This window comes from Pseudomonas sp. 21615526 (genome assembly GCF_013386245.1).
Taxonomy (GTDB): Bacteria; Pseudomonadota; Gammaproteobacteria; order Pseudomonadales; family Pseudomonadaceae; genus Aquipseudomonas.
Genome location: NZ_JACAOM010000116.1, coordinates 1 through 18,370, shown reverse-complemented (window position 1 = coordinate 18,370; position 18,370 = coordinate 1). Strand labels below are relative to the sequence as shown.

Annotated in this window: 13 protein-coding genes; 5 read left to right on the top strand and 8 right to left on the bottom strand. The window is 61.9% G+C overall.

Annotation, left to right across the window (positions count from 1 at the left end):
• A partial coding sequence (locus HX786_RS26855; RefSeq protein ID WP_372847444.1) for a dermonecrotic toxin domain-containing protein occupies positions 1–3,177 on the bottom strand: 3,177 nt, incomplete at its 3' end.
• Between the two features lie 285 nt (positions 3,178–3,462).
• Here HX786_RS26855 and HX786_RS26850 point away from each other — a divergent pair.
• Positions 3,463–9,378, top strand: coding sequence for an NEL-type E3 ubiquitin ligase domain-containing protein (locus HX786_RS26850; protein ID WP_178912836.1), 5,916 nt, complete (start codon positions 3,463–3,465; stop codon positions 9,376–9,378).
• A 5-nt stretch (positions 9,379–9,383) separates the two neighbouring features.
• Here HX786_RS26850 and HX786_RS26845 read toward each other — a convergent pair whose 3' ends face one another.
• Positions 9,384–9,692 (bottom strand): chaperone modulator CbpM, encoded by a 309-nt coding sequence (locus HX786_RS26845; RefSeq protein WP_003217397.1) that lies wholly within the window; start codon positions 9,690–9,692, stop codon positions 9,384–9,386.
• Positions 9,693–9,694: 2 nt separating this feature from the next.
• Positions 9,695–10,642 (bottom strand): DnaJ C-terminal domain-containing protein, encoded by a 948-nt coding sequence (locus tag HX786_RS26840; protein ID WP_008439071.1) that lies wholly within the window; start codon positions 10,640–10,642, stop codon positions 9,695–9,697.
• Between the two features lie 288 nt (positions 10,643–10,930).
• On the opposite strand from HX786_RS26840, the gene HX786_RS26835 reads away from it, so the two are divergent.
• On the top strand, positions 10,931–12,199 hold the full coding sequence (locus HX786_RS26835) for an Hsp70 family protein (RefSeq protein ID WP_003217400.1): 1,269 nt from the start codon (positions 10,931–10,933) through the stop codon (positions 12,197–12,199).
• A gap of 134 nt (positions 12,200–12,333) precedes the next feature.
• Here the strand turns inward: HX786_RS26835 and HX786_RS26830 are convergent, their stop codons facing one another.
• The 3 genes from HX786_RS26830 to HX786_RS26820 all read right to left on the bottom strand — a co-directional run bounded on the left by HX786_RS26830 (position 12,334) and on the right by HX786_RS26820 (position 14,706).
• Entirely contained in the window at positions 12,334–13,347 is a 1,014-nt protein-coding gene (locus HX786_RS26830) for an AI-2E family transporter (RefSeq protein WP_003217402.1), read from the bottom strand.
• A 186-nt stretch (positions 13,348–13,533) separates the two neighbouring features.
• Positions 13,534–13,848 (bottom strand): PsiF family protein, encoded by a 315-nt coding sequence (locus HX786_RS26825; RefSeq protein WP_003217404.1) that lies wholly within the window; start codon positions 13,846–13,848, stop codon positions 13,534–13,536.
• A gap of 63 nt (positions 13,849–13,911) precedes the next feature.
• Positions 13,912–14,706: a helix-turn-helix transcriptional regulator gene (locus HX786_RS26820; protein ID WP_003217407.1), complete on the bottom strand. Its 795-nt coding sequence runs from the start codon at positions 14,704–14,706 to the stop codon at positions 13,912–13,914.
• Positions 14,707–14,803: 97 nt separating this feature from the next.
• Between HX786_RS26820 and HX786_RS26815 the strand changes: the two genes are divergently transcribed.
• The gene (locus tag HX786_RS26815; RefSeq protein ID WP_178912835.1) at positions 14,804–15,700 is read left to right on the top strand and encodes a DMT family transporter; all 897 of its coding nucleotides are present in this window, start codon (positions 14,804–14,806) and stop codon (positions 15,698–15,700) included.
• Here the strand turns inward: HX786_RS26815 and HX786_RS26810 are convergent.
• On the bottom strand, positions 15,693–15,998 hold the full coding sequence (locus HX786_RS26810; RefSeq protein WP_102367994.1) for a multidrug efflux SMR transporter: 306 nt from the start codon (positions 15,996–15,998) through the stop codon (positions 15,693–15,695). The two genes, HX786_RS26815 and HX786_RS26810, sit on opposite strands and share 8 nt — an antisense overlap.
• A gap of 1 nt (position 15,999) precedes the next feature.
• Positions 16,000–16,641, bottom strand: coding sequence for an FMN-dependent NADH-azoreductase (locus HX786_RS26805; protein ID WP_178912834.1), 642 nt, complete (start codon positions 16,639–16,641; stop codon positions 16,000–16,002).
• Between the two features lie 124 nt (positions 16,642–16,765).
• Here HX786_RS26805 and HX786_RS26800 point away from each other — a divergent pair, with 124 nt between their 5' ends.
• Positions 16,766–17,677, top strand: a complete 912-nt coding sequence (locus HX786_RS26800) for a LysR substrate-binding domain-containing protein (RefSeq protein WP_085984661.1) — start codon at positions 16,766–16,768, stop codon at positions 17,675–17,677.
• 98 nt (positions 17,678–17,775) lie between these two features.
• Positions 17,776–18,306 carry a bacterioferritin gene (locus tag HX786_RS26795; RefSeq protein WP_003217418.1) on the top strand — a complete coding sequence of 177 codons (531 nt, stop codon included), beginning with the start codon at positions 17,776–17,778 and terminating at the stop codon, positions 18,304–18,306.
• Positions 18,307–18,370 lie beyond the last annotated feature (64 nt).

Sequence of the window (18,370 nt, the reverse complement as noted above, 5' to 3'; positions counted from 1 at the left end):
CCCGCCGCGCCCGCTCAAGGGGTACCCACGCCTGCCGCCCGACAACTGCGATAGCGGTTTGAAGAACGGTTGGGCGGGTTGCATCTGCAGCACCTTGCGCAAGGCACCGCGCGACAGGGCATGTTCCTGGATTTTGGCTCTTAACTCCGGCCCCTGCCCAATGCCTGGCAATCCCAGAGACTGGCGGTGGGTGTCTGGCAGGGCATGTTGCAAGGCGCCGTACAGATTGTCGACGACATGCAGGCTTTGTCCTCGTGCGTCAAACGCCTCGTAGCGTCCATCGCCCCTGTGCACCAATACCTTGCGGTGCGCGGACTCGGGTGGGCCATAGCCGGCACGCAGGCTTCCGGCCAGGGAGCCTTCGCGAACCTCAATGCGCAAGTCGTTTCGCCAGCCAGGAAGGCGCTCCAGCGTGTTGAGCGCCAGCGCTTCGGTGTCGACATTGGCCAACTCGTCCAGATAAAGCCCTTCGTACGCCCGGGCCAGACGCAGATGCCCAAGTTGCCGGCGTGCTTGCTGCGCCAGCTCCAGGGGAATCTTGCGATTGTTGACCAGGCTCGCCCGCTGCGAGGGGCTGGCACCTTCCAGCAGTTCCTCGACCATGACCGGTGGCAGGCTTTTGAAGTCGCGCGCGAACAGTTGCAGTTCGGCGCTGCCAGGCGATGACCGCCCGAGGTAAAGGCTGTCGAACACCCGCCGCAGGGACTGTTTGGCATAGATCCCCAGCCGTTCCTGCAACGCCTGGCTACGCAGCGCGGCCCCGTAGGGCATATGCTGGCCGAGCAGGTTTTTAAGCTGCTCCTCGGGCAAACTCTCGACGATCAACGCCGGCAGCTTGCCGCCGAACAGGTCTATGCGGCTGATGCTGATCAGTTCCGTCCCGGGCGCATGAGGTTGGCCATACAACGCAGCTGTCCTGCTGGTGCCCTGGCCGTCAAATACTTCGATGGTCCTGCCGGGCGGCCAGCCGGTCATTTCCACCATCAACGACGCGGCGTAGCTACCCAGGTCCATCGACATCGACCCCGCAAGGATCTGCCCGCTCAAGCTTTCGGCACGCCCGTAAGCCCGCATGCGCACCGCCGTGTCGAGTGTGATGGCCGGAGTGGGCTCGCTTTCCACGTACAGCCGGCGCAGCACGCTTTCATCGGTGTCACTGATCTTGCGCACCTGCTCCAACTGCGTATCGCTCAGGCCTTCCATTACATGGCTCAGTCGCCGCATCAGCGGAGCACCTTGCCACGTCAGGGGCTCATCGGCCTCATGGGTCCAGGCGCCAGAACCGTTGTTGACGATCTGAGGCTCATACGCCTCGGGCCTGCTGGGGTGCTGGACCCGGTACACGCCCGGTTCGTCTTGCGCGGTCACGGCGTAGCGATTGCCGTCCACCGACACGACCTGGCGCCCATTGACGGTATGTAGTCCCGCCTGGTCGGGAACCGAGCCTGCCGGCAGTCGGATGTCCTGCGCATAGGGCGCAAGGTCCGGCTTCCACAAGCGGGCCTTGCCCGACGGCAGCCTGACCGCCTTGAGTCCTTCGATAAACGGCGACACGCTGATATGCAACGCAGCGCCGCCCACCGCCAGTTGCGCGAGATTTTCCAGCACGTCAGCGATATGCGCCCAGCCGGCCTCGCGGTCACCCTGGCCGAGTTCAACCACGCCCTCCAGTACTTCGTACAGCAGTTGCCCGGCCGTGACCACCGCCATCAGTGCACCCAAGGGCGGAATGAACATCGACACCAGATTCAAGGTGAACAGGCCGATGTTCATCAGATGCGCCATCCGCCGGTCGTGGCCAGCCGCGTCGGTGTGAGCGGTGGGTATCGCCATGCTCAACCCATCGTCGAGTGCGCGCTTGCGCATGTCGGCGTACAGCTCGTCCCAAGGGTCGACGTCGATCCACAGCCCCTTGATCGGGTGGGCGTTGAGGTTCAGGTTTGGCTGGTCCTGCGGCGTGCGGCTGATATGTCGCGGGGACTTTATGACGGCGTTGATCGCCTGGAGTTCGGTAAGGGATTTTCTTGCGTAGTACTGTCGCCACGCTGGATCAGGGCCCAGGGCCACGCGCCTTTGCGGTTCATCGACGCGTTTCTCGGTGAACCGCCCGTAGTAGTAAGCCAGGTATTTTTTCCCGATGAACCGTGAGAAAAACTGTTGGTGGGCCGTGACCTGAACCCCCCTGCTGTCCCAATAGTCCTCTGGCCTGTAAGCGGTCAGCTCACGGGTCGTTTCCTCTGCATAGTCGGCAAAGGTTTTGTAGCGCTTGATGGGGTGCTCGGGGTGGTCGGGGATGTAGACGATAAGCCAGGTGCCATACCCATGCTCCACGCTCGGGTCGATCATGAGGCAGCCGTGCATTTGCAGTTCCATGATACTGGGCCAGCGGTGCCAGACCTGCTTGCCTTCGTGCTTGATGCGTCGCTCGCCATTGGCGATGCGCAGCAGTAGCGCGTAGTCGTCGCTGCGAATATCACCTTTGAGCAACGCCACGTAGGCGGCGGCTCTGAAGGCGTCCTTTTGCCGGGTGATAAAGCGTTCACGCAGCAGGTTCCTGGACACGGTTTGCACGGGCAGCAGGTAGGTGGTGAGGTGTTCCTGGTACAGCCTGCCCAGGTCCAGGTCGCGGCATAACCGGGCGAAGGTCTCGATCGTCAGGGTCGTGGTATGGCGCTCGAAACGGCCATCCGCGCCGGGAGCGGTGATAAAGCCTGAAGCACTGTCGAAGAACCCGGCGCGGGTCTCGCGCGCTTCAAAATTGTTCAAGGCCGCTTGCAACAGGGACAAAGTCTTGGTCCGGTAGCCTGTCGCTAGACCTTCGACCGGTACATAGAGGCGCAGATGCACCTGGTTGACGTCCAGCTCAAACCCGGCGGCCTTCAACGCGGCTTCAAGCAATGGCCGGGCGAAGGCGTTGACCTCTTGCACCTTGCCGGTCGCTTGCTCCAGTGCAGTGTGAGACTTGATGCTCGCCTCCAACAGGTTTTGCAGCGCAGCCTTCTGTGCCGGGGTGGTGGCCGCATACCAGGCGGGGATCTCTGGCTTGGCCTGCGTGATGGCTGCACGCAGGGCAGGAGATGCGCTGACCAGGCTTTCGGGGATGGCGGCTTTGATCTGTGCATAGTGACGCCCTTCGCCGCCCGGCAGGAGCGAGGTGGAGGCTTGAGGTGCTGGCATAAACGAGTACCGATAGGGAAATTAAGGCAATGACCTTAATCAGTCGCCCCCGGCACTCGGCGGTAGCTATTTGAACGGATTGCCCCCCCTGGACGAACACTCAAAAAGCGCTGGCAGGCTTGATGCACACGGGGGGGATTTCCATGGGGTAATTAAGTCGTCGATCCATAGGTAATCCGGGGCCGATGCGTTAACTATTGCGTGCTATCCAGCGGCTTTTCGACTTATTAATCCACAGCGGTTTTCAGTAGCCTTTTTCCTTTGCTTACCCAAAGGAATGCCCCCATGCAGGATGCCCCCTCCGTTACTCCCCTCTCATCTTCCGACGACAACAGTGCGTTCATTCGCCAGGCCATTCCGGACTGGCTGGTACAGGCGCCGGCCCACCGCATAGAAGCGTTGAAACAGGCCAGGCTCGAACAGGTGCAGTGGATGGACAGCTTGTCGCCGCTGCAGCGAAGAACCTTGAAGGCGTTCAATGAAACCAGTTTCAAATCCCAACACGCGGTGGATAAACACCTGGCCAACGTCCAGGCACTCAAGCCCTTCGCCATAGGCCTGCTCAACGGCGCGCTGAAAGAACAATTCAACCTCACCGTGGATGTCGAAGGCACCTCTCTTCGTTTGTATGAGCCGCTGAGGCTCGGCACCCTGGGGATCAAGGCCGGCGAATACAAAGTACTGGAGGTGTCGCTGGTGCAGGCTGCCCTGCATAACTTTGAAGCCAGTGAAGGTGAAGACGGCGCATTCGATCCTGCCTCCGGGTTCACCCAATACCCGGACCGGGAAGGCGCCTCTCCCAGGATCAGCCCGGCGCTGACCGTACCCGCCTTTATCAGGCTGTGCCGTACGCTGGACGTGGGTGCCCGCTACCAGGCGCACCTCAAGGAAACATTACTGCCCACCGACGAGACGGCCGCCACCCGGTTGCGCGACGCCGTGATCACCAGCCAGAAGGATGCCCTCAGGGCTGCGGCGTACCTGGCGCTGCTCAAGCAGGACATTCTCCCGGATGACTTCACCATGGTGCTCAAGGTGGTCGACGGCGAACGCAACCCGACGCTGGGCGGCAAGCCGGTGTGGTTCAGTTGCCTGAGCGTGATGGACCGCGCGCTCATGGGAAGCGTGGTGTTTACACCGGTGGAAAAATATCGCTATGCCACCGACTTCATCGTCTACCTGCCCCACGATCCGGAGCACCCGCTCAAGCGCTACAACAGCCTTGATGCGCTGAAAACCGAACTGAACCGCCAGTGGGCGGCGCGCGACAAAGCGCCAAGCGAATCCGGCAATAACAACCGCCCGACGCCCACGAGCTACCAGCATTTTTTCAGCCAGTTTCTCAATGAACACGACAAGCCGGCGTTCTTCAACCGGTTTACCGAACCCGCTGCGGACTCCACCGCCGCCGTCGACGCAGTAGCGCGTTCGCCGGTGACCCAGACGATGCTGCAACTGGCCTTCCCGGTATTGACTACGACGGTCATGCCCCAGTCGCTTCCGCCCCCGAAAGCCGGCTGCAGGGTGGTGAAGACGGGCGCTCCCGACCTGTACCTGATGGTGGTCTCAAGACAGGGCCTGTGGGCTGACAACGTCGACCTGTGGGCCAACCTGTTTGAGCATGGCCGCGACAAGGCCCTCGGCGATGCGCGCGACCAGGCAGTGCCCACCGCCGATGTCGACGCCCGGGTGCGCGGGCAAAAAATCGCCCGTTGGCTGGAGGCCGGCGCTACCGTGCTCGGCCTGGGACTGGCGTTCGTCCCGGTGCTCGGCGAAATCATGCTGGCCGCCATGGCGGGCCAATTGCTCTACGAAACCTTCGAAGGTGTGATCGACTGGGGCGAAGGCGACCGGGACACGGCCAAGACGCACTGGTTCGACGTCGCGCAAAACCTGGCCGCCATGGCGCTGCTGGCCGGCGCAGGGAAAGGCCTGCAAAAGCTCGCTGCACCGCCTACACCCGCGTTGGTACAAGGGCTCAAGCCGGTGCGTTTGCCAGGTGGCGAGCAGCGGCTGTGGAAGCCGGACCTTACGCCTTATCGCAGCCCCGTCGTATTGCCCAAGGACGCCACGTTTGATGACCTGGGCTTGCACAGCCACGACCAGCAGCCGCTGCTGCCCCTCGACGATCACCTGTATGCCGTCAAACCCGAGCCCGACGGCGACACCTATCGCATACAACACCCCACACGCTCCGACGCTTATGCCCCGCAGGTGGCGCATAACGGCGCGGGTGCCTGGCTGCATGAAGGCGAAGAACCGCTGACCTGGGACGGCCCGGCGCTGATGCGCCGCCTGGGTTATCGCACACGGGGCTTGAGCGACGCACAACTGGAACAGGCACGCCTGGCCAGTGGCACTCGCGCCGATCAACTGCGCCAACTGCATGTGGACCTGCAACCGCCGCCCGCCCTGTTGAGTGACAGCCTGGCGCGCTTTGGCATCCATCAGCGGATCGAGACCTTTATCGAGAAGATGGGCAGTGACGACCCGCTGGATTATGCGCTGGCCGACCCGGCGATCACCGAGCGCGTGGTGGCGCACCGAGGCTTGACCTATCCGGCGGTCCTCGACCCGACTCCCCGGGTGCTGGACGAACAGACGATGCTGTGGCGCCGCGAAGTTGCCCAGGCTGCCCGGGACAGTCGGACCTCGCTATTCGACGCGGATTACCGCGCCCATAACCTGACTCGCTCGCCCCCGGTACAGCAGCTCATTGACAGGTTTTCCGGCCTGCCGGCGGAGGTTGCCAGGCAGTTGCTGGAAACCGCCACGGACGCGGATTTAACTGCGCTGAGTGGCCATCAGCAGTTGTCACCAAGGCTCACCGCCCTGGCGCGCGAAAGCCAGCAGCAAGTGCGCATTGCGCGGGCCTATGAAGGCTTGTTCCTCGACACCCTGCAGAGCCAGGACAGCCTGCGCTTGGCCCTGCATACCCTGCCCAGCTTGCCGGGTTGGGACCCGAGCCTGCGGGTGGAAATCCGCTTGGGCAGCGAACAGGGGCCACTGATCGACGCCGTCGGTCCAGAGGCCGACGCACCGCCGCTGATGCTGGCGATGGGTGAAGACGGGGCGTTCGGCGCCACCGACCTGTATGGCGCCGTTCTGGCACGTCTTGAACAGGGCCAGCGTCGAGCACTTGGCGAAGCCGCACGGGACGCCGGCACCTTGAAGCAACGGGTGCGGCAAACGCCATTGGCCCGGGACGAGCTGCGCTCGGTGCTGCTGGAATACCCGGTGCTGCGCAAACCCTTGGCAGGAGACCTGCGCCTGCGGGGCGGCTCCCCGCTGCACAAACTCACTCAATTGCGCAGCACCCATACGCGGGTGCGCAAGCTGTATCCGGGGTTCAGCGACGAGCAGGCCACAGCCTTCATCGAGACCCTCGGGAGCGATGCGCGCACTGAGTTGACGCGCCGGGAAGACCAATACGCCGCCCTCAAACGCGCACTCAAGGACTGGGTGAAACGCAGTGCCCGAGAAGATACGAGCCGGCGTCCATTTGAGGTAAACCCGGGAGGCCGGGAGCAGTCAGTGGCCGATGCGTTAAGAGATTGCTGGCGCCGACAGACCGTGGATCGTGCCGGGGGATACACCGGGCGCCGACTGGAAATCAGCGCCCAGGTGAACCTGCCCAAACTCAACGCCGATTTTGCCCATGTCGAGGAGTTGGTTCTCGACTACGTGAGCTTCACCGACGGCCCCGGGCAGTTCCTTGGCAACTTCCCCAATCTGAAACGTTTGACCCTCAAACAAGTCGGCGGTATCGGACGCCACACACTGACCGAACTGCCCGAAGCTATTACGGCCATGAAGGCGCTGACGCACCTGGACCTGTCGAAAAATGCCATCCGCCTGAGCGAAATCAGCGCCGGCCAACTGGCCGGCCTGAGCCGCCTGGAAGAACTGTGCCTGAACGACAACCCCTTGGGCACCCTGCCGGATTTCAGCCCGCTGCTACGACTGCGCAAGCTGGAGCTGCGTGACACCCGGATCAATCAGTGGCCCACAGGCCTGCTGGAACTGCCGGAGCTGAGAGAAGTCGACCTGTCCGGCAATCACCTGAGCGCGGTGCCCGACAGCCTGCTCAACCCAGCCCCCGAAAACGTGGAAGCCAGCATCCGTCTCAACCGCATGACCCGCCTGCGTGACAACCCATTCACCCCGCAAGCCAATCAGCAGATGCGGGCGTACATCGCTCGCCTGGCACAAACTCGCCCGGGCTGGCGCAACGGCGGCCAGCCTGGCGCCTTCGAAGTACCCTTGAGCCACACCGACGAAATGCGGCGGATAAGGGACTTGTTTCCCGGCTACAGCGAGGAGGAAAACGAGCAATTCGTATTGCACGCAGGCGACGGGGCGCCGGCTGAACTGACGCGCCTGGAAGGCGAGTGGCAAACCTTGAGCACCCAACTGAACGCCTGGGCCACACAACGGTTCCTGGTGGCTGCCGACAGCGAAAACCTGCGTGCAGGGGATGCCAACCATCGCCAGCAATTCGCTCGAGACCTCAAGGCGTGCTGGCGGCGCATGACTCCCAAAGTGCTGGCCCAAGATGGTTCTCCCGCCGGCTACACCCTTGAAGCACTCGGTTTGAGAGTCGGCGACTTGCCTGCGCTGGAAGCAGATTTCAGCCACGTTGGGTCAATCAAGCTTCAGGGCATGCAATCCGTTTACGGCCTGGATGAGTTTCTCGGCCACTTCAGTCACACCCGTTGGCTCGACCTGTCGTACGGAGAGTTGCGTTCAATCCCGCCCAGCGTTGCCCGGATGACTCGGCTTACCCGCCTGGACCTCAGGAGCAACCAACTTTCCCTGAGCGAGGCCGACGTGGATCTGCTGGAGGGGCTCACCTCACTCAAGATCATCAATCTGAGCCGCAACCCCCTGGCGCGTACCCCCAACTTCGCAACCCTGCCGAACCTGCGTAGGGTGAATTTGAAAAACACCGGGATCACCGAGTGGCCGCAGGGCTTGGGGCCACATCAGGCGTTGGACATCGTTAACCTGGCGCAGAACCGCATCACGCAGTTGCCCGAGTCCCTGGTCAACCCGCTGCCCGAGGAGGCCGAGGCATTCATCTACGTCAACAACGTCACCTTTATCGACGGCAACCCGCTGAGCACCGAAGCCCGCAGGCAGTTGGTCGAGTATTGGAGCAATGCAACCTTGCTCCACCGCGAGGCAGCAGCGGGCCGGCAGCCCGGCGCGATGCGTTATCGGGCGCCACAGCCCGCTACAGTCGAGGTTCACGCGCCTCAAGAACAGATCGTGGACGACACACCGGAGCCGGCATACCAGCACTGGATGGATGGTCTGTCACCCGAGGAAATCGACGTACGACGCAGCCTGTGGGAGTCGATTGCCGAGAAACCCGGTTCGCAGATCTTCCTCGACATCCTCGACAACCTCAAAGAATCGGCGGAGTACCGCAGCCGCTATACCGACCTGCAATCGCGCCTGTGGCAATTGCTCGATGCGGCCCGGGACGATGGCTTGCGTGAAGAGCTGTTCAACCTGGCGGGTGACCCGCGCTGCGGCGATCGGTCGGCCCTGGTGTTCAGTGACATGGAGACCAAGGTGCTGACGTGGCAAGCCACGCGCTATGCCGCCGATGGCGAGGCGGGACCGGCACTCTACACCTTGGCCAAAGGTCTTTTTCGCCTGGACGAGGTGGAAAAATTAGCCAGCGCAGACATTCGGGTTCGAGAAGGCATGATTCGCACGTCGACCATGACCCCTGAACAAAAAGTCGCCGCCCTGGAAAAACTGGAAGATATTGAAATTCGCCTGGCCTATCGCATGGGCCTGGCCCGCCGCCTCGGCCTGCCCGGTCAGCCCAACGATGCCCGCTACCTCGCAACGGGACAGGTAGCGCCGGATATCCTGAATAATGCCGCCATCACAATCGAAAAACTGGACAACTCCAAGAAGCTCGTACAGTCGCTGTTAGGCCGCGAATTCTGGCAGGCCTTTATTCGCAACCATTATGACGATGAGTTCAGCGTCCTGAGGGAGCCCCATGACGTGCGCTTGAATGCGTTATCCGAGGAACACGATGCGGGCGCCCTCAGTGATGAGGCATACGCAACCCAGGCTGAAAATGTGCAACTGCAACTGGCCGTGGACGAGGCGCAACTGATTCGCTCGCTGACCCTGCGCGACTGGGTGCCGTGCAAGGCGCGCTGCAGCATCACCTGATGGATTCAGGGCGTTTGCACCAACCGCCCCAGCCGTTGCTTGAGCATCTGGTTCTCGGCCCGCAGTTGCTGGACTTCCTCCAGCAGGTCGAGCGCCAGGGCGACGCCTTCCCATTCCAGCTCCAGGTCCTTTTGCAGCGCCGAGGCGCGCTTGGCCAGGGCCAGTTCATAATCGGTGAAGCGCCAGGACTCGGGACTGGTCCCCACCGGTTCAACGATGCCGTGCTCGACGATTTCGATCACGTAGGCCACCGACAGGTCGGTGGCCTCACAGAATTCTGCCATGTTCACTTGAACCAAACGGGGACTGCTCATCGTTAGCTACTCCATGATTCTCTTGGATCGAAGGCGGCTTTTTGTGCCAGTTCCTGCCACAACGCCTTGACCTCGTCGTCGGTGTTTTTCGGCATCACCGCCTTGAGTTGCACAAACAGATAACCGCGCTGCCCGGCCTTGTTCAACAAGCCATGGCCCTTGGCGCGCATGCGCTGGCCGTTCTGGCTGCCGGCCGGCACCTTGAGGTTGATTTTGCCGGTGAGGGTCGGCACCGCCACTTCCGTGCCCAGCGCCAGCTCCCACGGGGCCAGTGGCAGGGTGATGATCAGGTTCTCACCTTCCACATCGAATTTAGGGTGTGGCGCGAACTTGATGATCAAGTACAGATCACCATTGGCACCACCGCCAATCCCAGGCGCGCCCTGGCCCTTGAGGCGGATGCGCTCGCCGTCGGCCACACCGGCCGGGATCTTCACGTTCAGGCTCTTGGTGGTGTTGCTGACGTGCTGGCCGGCCGCGTTGTATTGCGGCACCTGGAAGTTGACCTGCTTGGACTCGTTGGACAGGGTCTCTTCGAGGAAGACCGGCAGTTCCATTTCCACATCTTGCCCTCGACGCCCGGCACTGCGGCCCTGGGCACCACCAAAACCATTGCCGCGCGAACCGAAGATCGAGCTGAAGAAGTCCGAGAAGTCGCCGGTGTCCTGGCCACCGCCACCGTAGCCGCCACGGCTCTGCCAGCCTGGCGGGCCCTGGAACGGCTGGCCATGCTGGCCGTATTTGCGCAGATCGTCGTATTCGGCGCGTTTGTCGGCGCTTTTCAGCGCTTCATAGGCTTCGGACGCGTCCTTGAACTTGGCTTCGGCGTCCTTTTCCTTGCTCACGTCCGGGTGATATTTGCGCGCCAGCTTGCGATAGGCGGCCTTGATCGCCTTGTCGTCAGCGGTGGGTTCTACACCGAGAATCTTGTAATAGTCTTTGAAGTCCATCGGGGGCATCACCATCCATTATCGATATCGCACTGCCAGCGTCACAGCATGCGCCTGTTTGCGGCGTCTGGATTGACCGATCTCAATCTTGTGACCGAAGGGTGCGTCAGAAGTTTATCGGCGCTGCGGGCAGAATCCTGCAGCCACCAACCGTATGGGGAGGATTTGGGGGCAAAGGCCGGGCTTTCAAGGTAACAAGTGCGTTGTATTTAGCGGATAGTCGGCCTACGCATCTGCACGCGGGTGGCATACACTGCGCGGCCGTTTTTCAACCGGAACCCGATTGACATGAAAAACCCATCCCCAGCCCGTGCCTGCGGTATCGACTTCGGCACGTCCAACTCCACCGTCGGCTGGATTCGTCCCGGCATGGAAACGCTTATCGCGCTGGAGGACGACAAGATCACGCTGCCGTCGGTGGTGTTCTTCAACTTCGAAGAGCGCCGCCCGGTGTACGGTCGCCTGGCCCTGCACGAGTACCTGGAAAACTACGAAGGCCGGCTGATGCGCTCGCTCAAGAGCCTGCTGGGTTCCAAGCTGATCAAGCACGACACCAGTGTATTGGGCACGGCCATGCCGTTCACCGACCTGCTGGCGCTGTTTATCGGCCAACTCAAGAGCCGCGCCGAGACCACCGCCGGGCGTGAGTTCGACGAAGTGGTGCTGGGCCGTCCGGTATTTTTCGTCGACGACGACCCGATGGCCGACCAGGAAGCCGAGAACACCCTGGTGGACGTGGCCCGCAAGATCGGCTTCAAGGACATCTCGTTCCAGTACGAACCGATTGCCGCGGCCTTCGACTACGAGTCCACCATCGAGAAAGAAGAGCTGGTGCTGATTGTCGACATCGGCGGGGGTACCTCCGACTTCTCCCTGGTGCGCCTGTCGCCCGAGCGCCGCCAGATCGACAACCGCCACGACGACATCCTCGCCACCGGCGGTGTGCACATCGGCGGTACCGACTTCGACAAGCAGCTCTCGCTGGCCGGCATGATGCCGCTGTTCGGCTACGGCAGCCGCATGAAGAGCGGCGCTTATATGCCCACCAGCCACCACATGAACCTGGCGACCTGGCACACCATCAACTCGGTGTACTCGCAGAAATCCAAGCTGGCGCTGGGCAGCATGCGCTACGACATCGAGGACACGGGTGGCATCGACCGCCTGTTCAACCTGATCGAGCAACGCGCCGGGCACTGGTTGGCGATGGAAGTGGAAGAAACCAAGATCCAGCTGACCCGGCAGGACAGCCGCCATGTGTTGCTGGACCGGGTCGAGCCGGGGTTGAGCGTGGAATTGAGCCGGGCGTTGTTCGAGTCGGCCATCGATGGCTTGCTGGAGCGGGTGCGCAATGCGGTGACGCAACTGCTCAACGACGCCTCGGTGGACGTGGCCCAGGTGGACACGGTGTTCTTTACCGGGGGTTCCAGCGGGATTCCGGCGCTGCGCCACAGCATCTCGGCGATGCTGCCGAATGCGCAGCATGTGGAAGGGAACATCTTTGGCAGTATTGGCAGTGGTCTGGCGATTGAGGCCAGCAAGCGCTACGGCTACTGAGTTTTAGCTGAAACCGTGGCGCGCCCTTCGCGAGCAAGCCCGCTCCCACATTCGGCTGCATTCCAAAGTTGGAACTCGGTCAAATGTGGGAGCGGGCTTGCTCGCGAAGGGGCCAGTCCAGGCAACATCAATGCCTAAACCATCCCCGCCAGCTTCAACTCACTCTTCAAGTACGCATAATAAATCGGCCCCGCCACCACCCCCGGCAGGCCGAACGCGGCTTCGAACACCAGCATCGCCAGCAACAATTCCCACGACTTGGCACTGATCTGCCCGCCGACGATCCGCGCGTTGAGGAAGTACTCGACCTTGTGGATCACGATCAGGTAGCCCAACGCCGCCACCGCCACCCAGATCGACAGCGACAAGGCCACGATGGTGATCAGGGTGTTGGACATCAGGTTGCCGATCACCGGCAGCAGGCCCAGCAGGAACGTCAGCACGATCAACGTCTTGGTCAACGGCAGGTGGATCCCGCACAACGGCAGCACCACCGCGAGGAAGATCGCGGTGAACGCGGTGTTCAGCGCGGCGATCTTGATCTGCGCGAAAACGATGTTGCGAAAGGCCTGGACCAGCAGGTGCAGGCGATCAAACAGCGCTGCCGCCAGGGGTTTGCGCTTGGTCAGGTCCGGCACCCGTTGCAGGGCGATGATCGCCCCCAGCACCATGCCGATCAACAAGGTCACGAACATGTGCGCGGCGTCTTTGCCCACCAGTTGCAGTTCGCTGAGGTGTTTGCTCAGCCATTCGCCGATGGCCACGCGGAACTCGGCGGCGCTGGCCGGCAGGTAGGCGTCGAGGAACGGCGGCAACTGGCCGCGGGCACGGTCGACCACGCCCATGAACTTATCGAGGGAAGCCCCGGGGTTTTCCGCTTCGTGCAGCAGGAAGCTGATGGCCCCGGCAAAGATCAGGGTCAGGATGCTGACGATCAAGGTCCCCAGCAAGGCTACCGCCAACCAGCGCGCACGCCGGCCTTCGATCAACCGCTGCAACTGCGGGGTGAGCATGTTGACCAGCTCATACACCAGCAGCCCGGCCAGCAGGCTCGGCAGCAACTTCAATGGCAAAACCAGCAGCAGCCCGCCAAAAATCAGCACGCAACTGACCAACAACAACACGTGACGCTGAGAAAACGTTGGCATACAGCCTCAAAACGAACGGCGTTAAAGGATGGGCAGTCTGCCAGCGTTGGGTGAATCAAGCGAGAAGTCTAAACGCGGTCCAATGTGGGAGCTGGCTTGCCTGCGATGGCGGTGGGTCAGCCAACAAAGGCATCGACTGTCAGGTCGCAATCTTAGGCAAGCCAGCGCCCACAGAGTTCTGCATCATTATTTCTTCAGGCAGGTGCTCATAAAGGTTTTACGCGCATCGCCGGTCAGCGCCTGGGTTTTCGCGGTGGCGTTGCAATCTTTCATCTTCTGTTGCTGGGGGGTCAGGGTCTTGGCGTCGTTGGCCGCCGGGGCCGCCTTGAGGCAGTTGCTCATGAACGCCTTGCGATCATCACCGGTCTTGCCACTGGTCTTGGCTTCGGCGTTGCAAGTAGTCATTTTTTGTTGCTGAGCCGTCTGTGCGGCAGTCGCGGCAAAGCCTTGGGAACACAGCAGCAGGCCCATCATCAACAGCGGAATACGCAGCATCTTCATGGAGTTTTCTCCCTGTTACCGTGCCGAGGGGCACGGCCTCCCCAGCAGTGTAGTCAAACCCTGTTACACCTTCCTGCCGCGTATATGGGTCCGGCGATACTGCTCCGGCGTGCAGCCGGCCTGGCGCTGGAACATCGCGATAAACGCCGAGGCCGTACTGTAGCCCAGGTCAAACGCAACTTCCTGGACACTGCGCGCGCTGTCCAGCGCTTCGATCGACGCCAGGAACCGCAGGCGTTGGCGCCATTCGCCGAAGCTCATCCCGAGCTCACGCACAAATTGCCGCGCCAGGGTGCGCTCACTGACATGCACCTGCTGCGCCCACTGGGCCAGCGCGCGGTTATCGCCAGGGTCGGCCTGCATGCCCTCCAGCACACTGAGCAACCCGGGATGGCTGGCATACGGCAGGAAACAATCGTGCACCGGCGCCTGCCTGAGCTGGTCCACCAGCACCTGGGCCAGGCGCACGTCGGCTTCGTTCTCGGGAATGTTGACATCACGCTCGGCGAAATCACTGAGGATCGCCTTGAGGATATCGCTGATGGTCAGGGTGCACGGCTGCGCCGGCAATTGCTCGCACAAGGCGGGCGCCAGATATACGGAGCGGTAGACGATCGCCTGGGCGTTGTAGGAACTGTGCTGGGTGTTGGGTGGGATCCATACCGCATATTGCGGCGGCGACATAAAGCGACTGCCAGCCACTTCAAAGCGCATCACGCCACGGGCCGAGTAGTCCAGGGAACCCCAGGCATGCTGGTGCGCACTGGCATGGGTGTCAGCCTCGAATTCCGAATAACGGAAATACACCGGGGCCGGCAACTGGTCAAAATCGGGAAGGTTGATGTACTTCTTGAGCATGTTGTCTGGATACAAAGGTCGGATGGCTGGATCGAAGTATAGGCTTCGATCCAGACAAAGGATAATCACCGCTCATAGACGCAACTGGTTCTTTTCGATGCAATACGCTTATCCGTTACTGGCCATTTTTATCTGGGCCGGCAATACCGTGGTCAACAAACTCGCGGTGGGGACGATTTTCCCTGCCGAGATCGGTTTTTACCGCTGGCTGCTGGCCGGCCTGCTGTTTACCCCGTTCATGCTCAAACCCGTCATCGCCAACTGGCCGCTGATTCGTCCCAACCTGGGCAAGATCTTCATCCTCGGCGTGCTGGGCATGGCGGTGTACCAGAGCCTGGCGTATTACGCCGCGAACCTGACCTCGGCCACCAACATGGGCATTATCCTCTCGCTGATGCCACTGATGGCTCTCACCGCCGCAATCATCAGCCTTGGCCAGCGCCTGACCTTCGGCGCCCTGACCGGTGCCGTCCTGTCGTTTGCCGGCGTGGTAGTGGTGGTTTCCGCCGGTAGTCTCAGCGCCCTGCTGCAACACGGGCTGAATATGGGTGACGCGATGATGCTGGTGGCCACCCTCGCCTACGCGGTCTACAGCACCCTGCTGAAAAAATGGCAGCTGCGCTTGCCGCCACTGGTGTTGCTGTATCTGCAGGTGCTGGTGGCGGTGGTGGTGTTGTTTCCGCTGTTCCTGCTCTCCGACAAGGCCGGCCTTGGCTGGTCGAATATCCCGCTGGTGCTGTACGCCTGCCTGCTGGCCTCGATGCTCGCGCCGCTGGCCTGGATGCATTCGGTGAAGACCCTCGGCCCAAGCCGCACCACGCTGTTTTTCAACCTGCTGCCGCTGATCACCGCGTTGATTGCCGCAGTGGTGTTGAAGGAGCAACTGGCGCTGTATCACCTGGTGGGCGGCTTCCTGACCCTGGGCGGGGTGATTTTGTCGGAGCGCTGGACGACGCCGGTTCGCAGTAATGTCAGCGCGCAGGAAGCTACTTGAGCCCCACCACTCCGGCGACGATCAAGCCCACCGACACCAGCTTGATCAGCGTCAGGCTCTCCCCCAGCAATGCGAACCCGAGAAACACCGTGCCCAGTGAGCCGATGGCAGTCCAGATCGGGTAGGCCACGCTCACCGGCAACTCACGCATGGCCAGGGTCAGGAAGTAGATCCCGCCCACGGCCGCGATGACGGTGACCAGCGACGGCCACAGCCGGGTGAAGCCGTCGGCGTACTTCATGCCCATGGCGAAGGTCACCTCAAAGCCGGCGGCGATCAGCAGGAAAAGCCACGACACTTCAGAAGCTCCCGGCCAAGTCGCGCAGTTGCCCTTCGACTGCATCGCAGGAACGGCGGAAAACGCTCGGGTCGGACTCTTCGCCTTCTGCGGCGATCACCGTGACGTCTTCAATGCCGATGAACCCCAACGCGGTCCGCAGGTGCGGATCGGCGTGGTTCATCGCCTCGTTTTCCCCGCCCGGGCCAAAGCCGCTGCCGCCGCGACTGGTGATGATCAAGGCCTTTTTGCCCAACAATAACGGCTGGTACTGGGCGATACCCTGGCTGTCCTGGGTGATGTCCACGGTATGGCCCATGCGCACGATCTGGTCGATCCAGGCCTTGAGGCCGCTGGGAATCCCGAAGTTGTACATCGGTACGGAAATCACCAGCAGTTCGTGCTCGACGAGCTCGGTTACCAGCTCATTGCTCAGTTGCAAATCGGCGTGCATGGACAACGGCATCGCCTGCGGCTCCGGGTGGAAGCTGGCGGCAATGAACGCTTCGCTGACGTGGGGGATAGACGCCCGGCCCACTTCGCGGCGGGTCAGCTGCGCGTCGGGATTGGCGGTGTGCCAGGCGGCCAGGAACACCTCGGCAAGGCGCCGGGAGTGGGAACGTTCGCCGCGGGGGCTGGAATGGATCGCAAGTATTTTTTTCATCTGTAGGCCTTCACACGCTAGACTCAGGCAACCTGAATGGCTGCCTCTGTTGCGCATAAATCTAGAACCGAGCGGCCACCCTCACAAATGAGCAATAGTTGTTTTGGATGAACTGAATTCATCCATGGAGCCACACATGTTTGCTTCGCTGCCCCTGACCGCCCTGCGCGCCTTTGAATCGGCCTCGCGCCTGTTGAGTTTCAAGGCCGCCGCCCAGGAGTTGTCGGTCACGCCGACGGCGGTGTCCCACCAGATTCGCTCCCTGGAAACCTGGCTCGGCGTGCCACTGTTCGAGCGCCTTCCGCGCCAGGTGCGCCTGACGGAACGCGGCGAGCGCCTGTTCCACAGCCTGCACGGCGCCTTGCTGGACGTCGCGCAAAGCGTCGACACCCTGCGCCCGCAACGCAGCGCCGGCAATCTCACGCTCTCCACTACGCCGGCGTTTGCCGCTCTGTGGCTGGTGCCGCGACTCGGGCGCTTCTATGCCGCCCATCCGGATATCAGCCTGCGCCTGGACACCAACTGCGCCGTGGTCGATTTACAGCAGGATGCCAGCGTCGACCTGGTGATCCGCTACAGCATCGACGACTACACGAACCTCTACGGTTTGTGCCTGTTCGACGAATGTTTCGCCGTGTATGGCTCCCCCGAACAAGTCGCCCTGGCGCGCGAGCGCACCCCGACCCTGATCAGCGTGCGCTGGCACAACTCCAGGCTGTACGCCCTGGGCTGGCAGGCCTGGTGCGAAAAGGCCGGGGAAGACTGGTTGCAATCCGCTTCGCCGCTGCGCGAATACGACGAAGAACACTACGCCCTGCAAGCGGCCATCGCCGGCCAGGGCCTGGTGCTGGCGAGCAATATCCTGGTCTCGGAAAGCGTCGCCAGCGGGTTGCTGGTGCCTTACCGGCCACAGGTCCGCGTCAACGGCGCCGGCTACAGCGCCCTGTGCGTACCGGGACGGGAACGGCACCCGCCGGTCCGGGCGTTTTTTGAGTGGTTGCAGGAGGAAGCGCGGCTGTCGGGGCACGCTCTGTAAAATCCGATAAAACTTTTTGCGTTGCCTGGGACTCACAACTTGGAGCGATCACGCCGGCAGAGCGTGGCGCAAAACCGGATTAGTACCAGGAGAATGAGATGACTGACTCACATTTGTCTGACGTAGCCACTTTACGTGACCGCGCCCGCAAGAACGTCGAAAACGGTGCCGTGACCGAAGGTTATGACGCCGACCGCCAGGAAATCCTGCGTCTGCTCAACGAATCGCTGGCCACCGAGCTGGTGTGCGTGCTGCGCTACAAGCGCCACTACTTCATGGCCAATGGCGTCAAGGCGCATGTCGCCGCCGAGGAGTTCCTCGAGCACGCCACCCAGGAAGCCGAACACGCCGACAAGTTGGCCGAGCGTATCGTGCAGTTGGGTGGCGAGCCGGAGTTCAACCCCGACCTGCTGTCGAAGAATTCCCACGCGCAGTACGTGGCCGGCAATACGCTGAAGGAGATGGTCTACGAAGACCTGGTGGCCGAGCGCATCGCGGTAGACAGCTATCGCGAAATCATCCAGTACATCGGTGACAAAGACCCGACCACTCGCCGGATCTTCGAAGACATCCTGGCCCAGGAAGAAGAACACGCCGACGACATGGCGGATATTCTGAAGGACCTGTAACTAACACAGCTAACACCGCAAAATCCATGTGGGAGCGGGCTTGCTCGCGAAGGCGGTGGGTCAG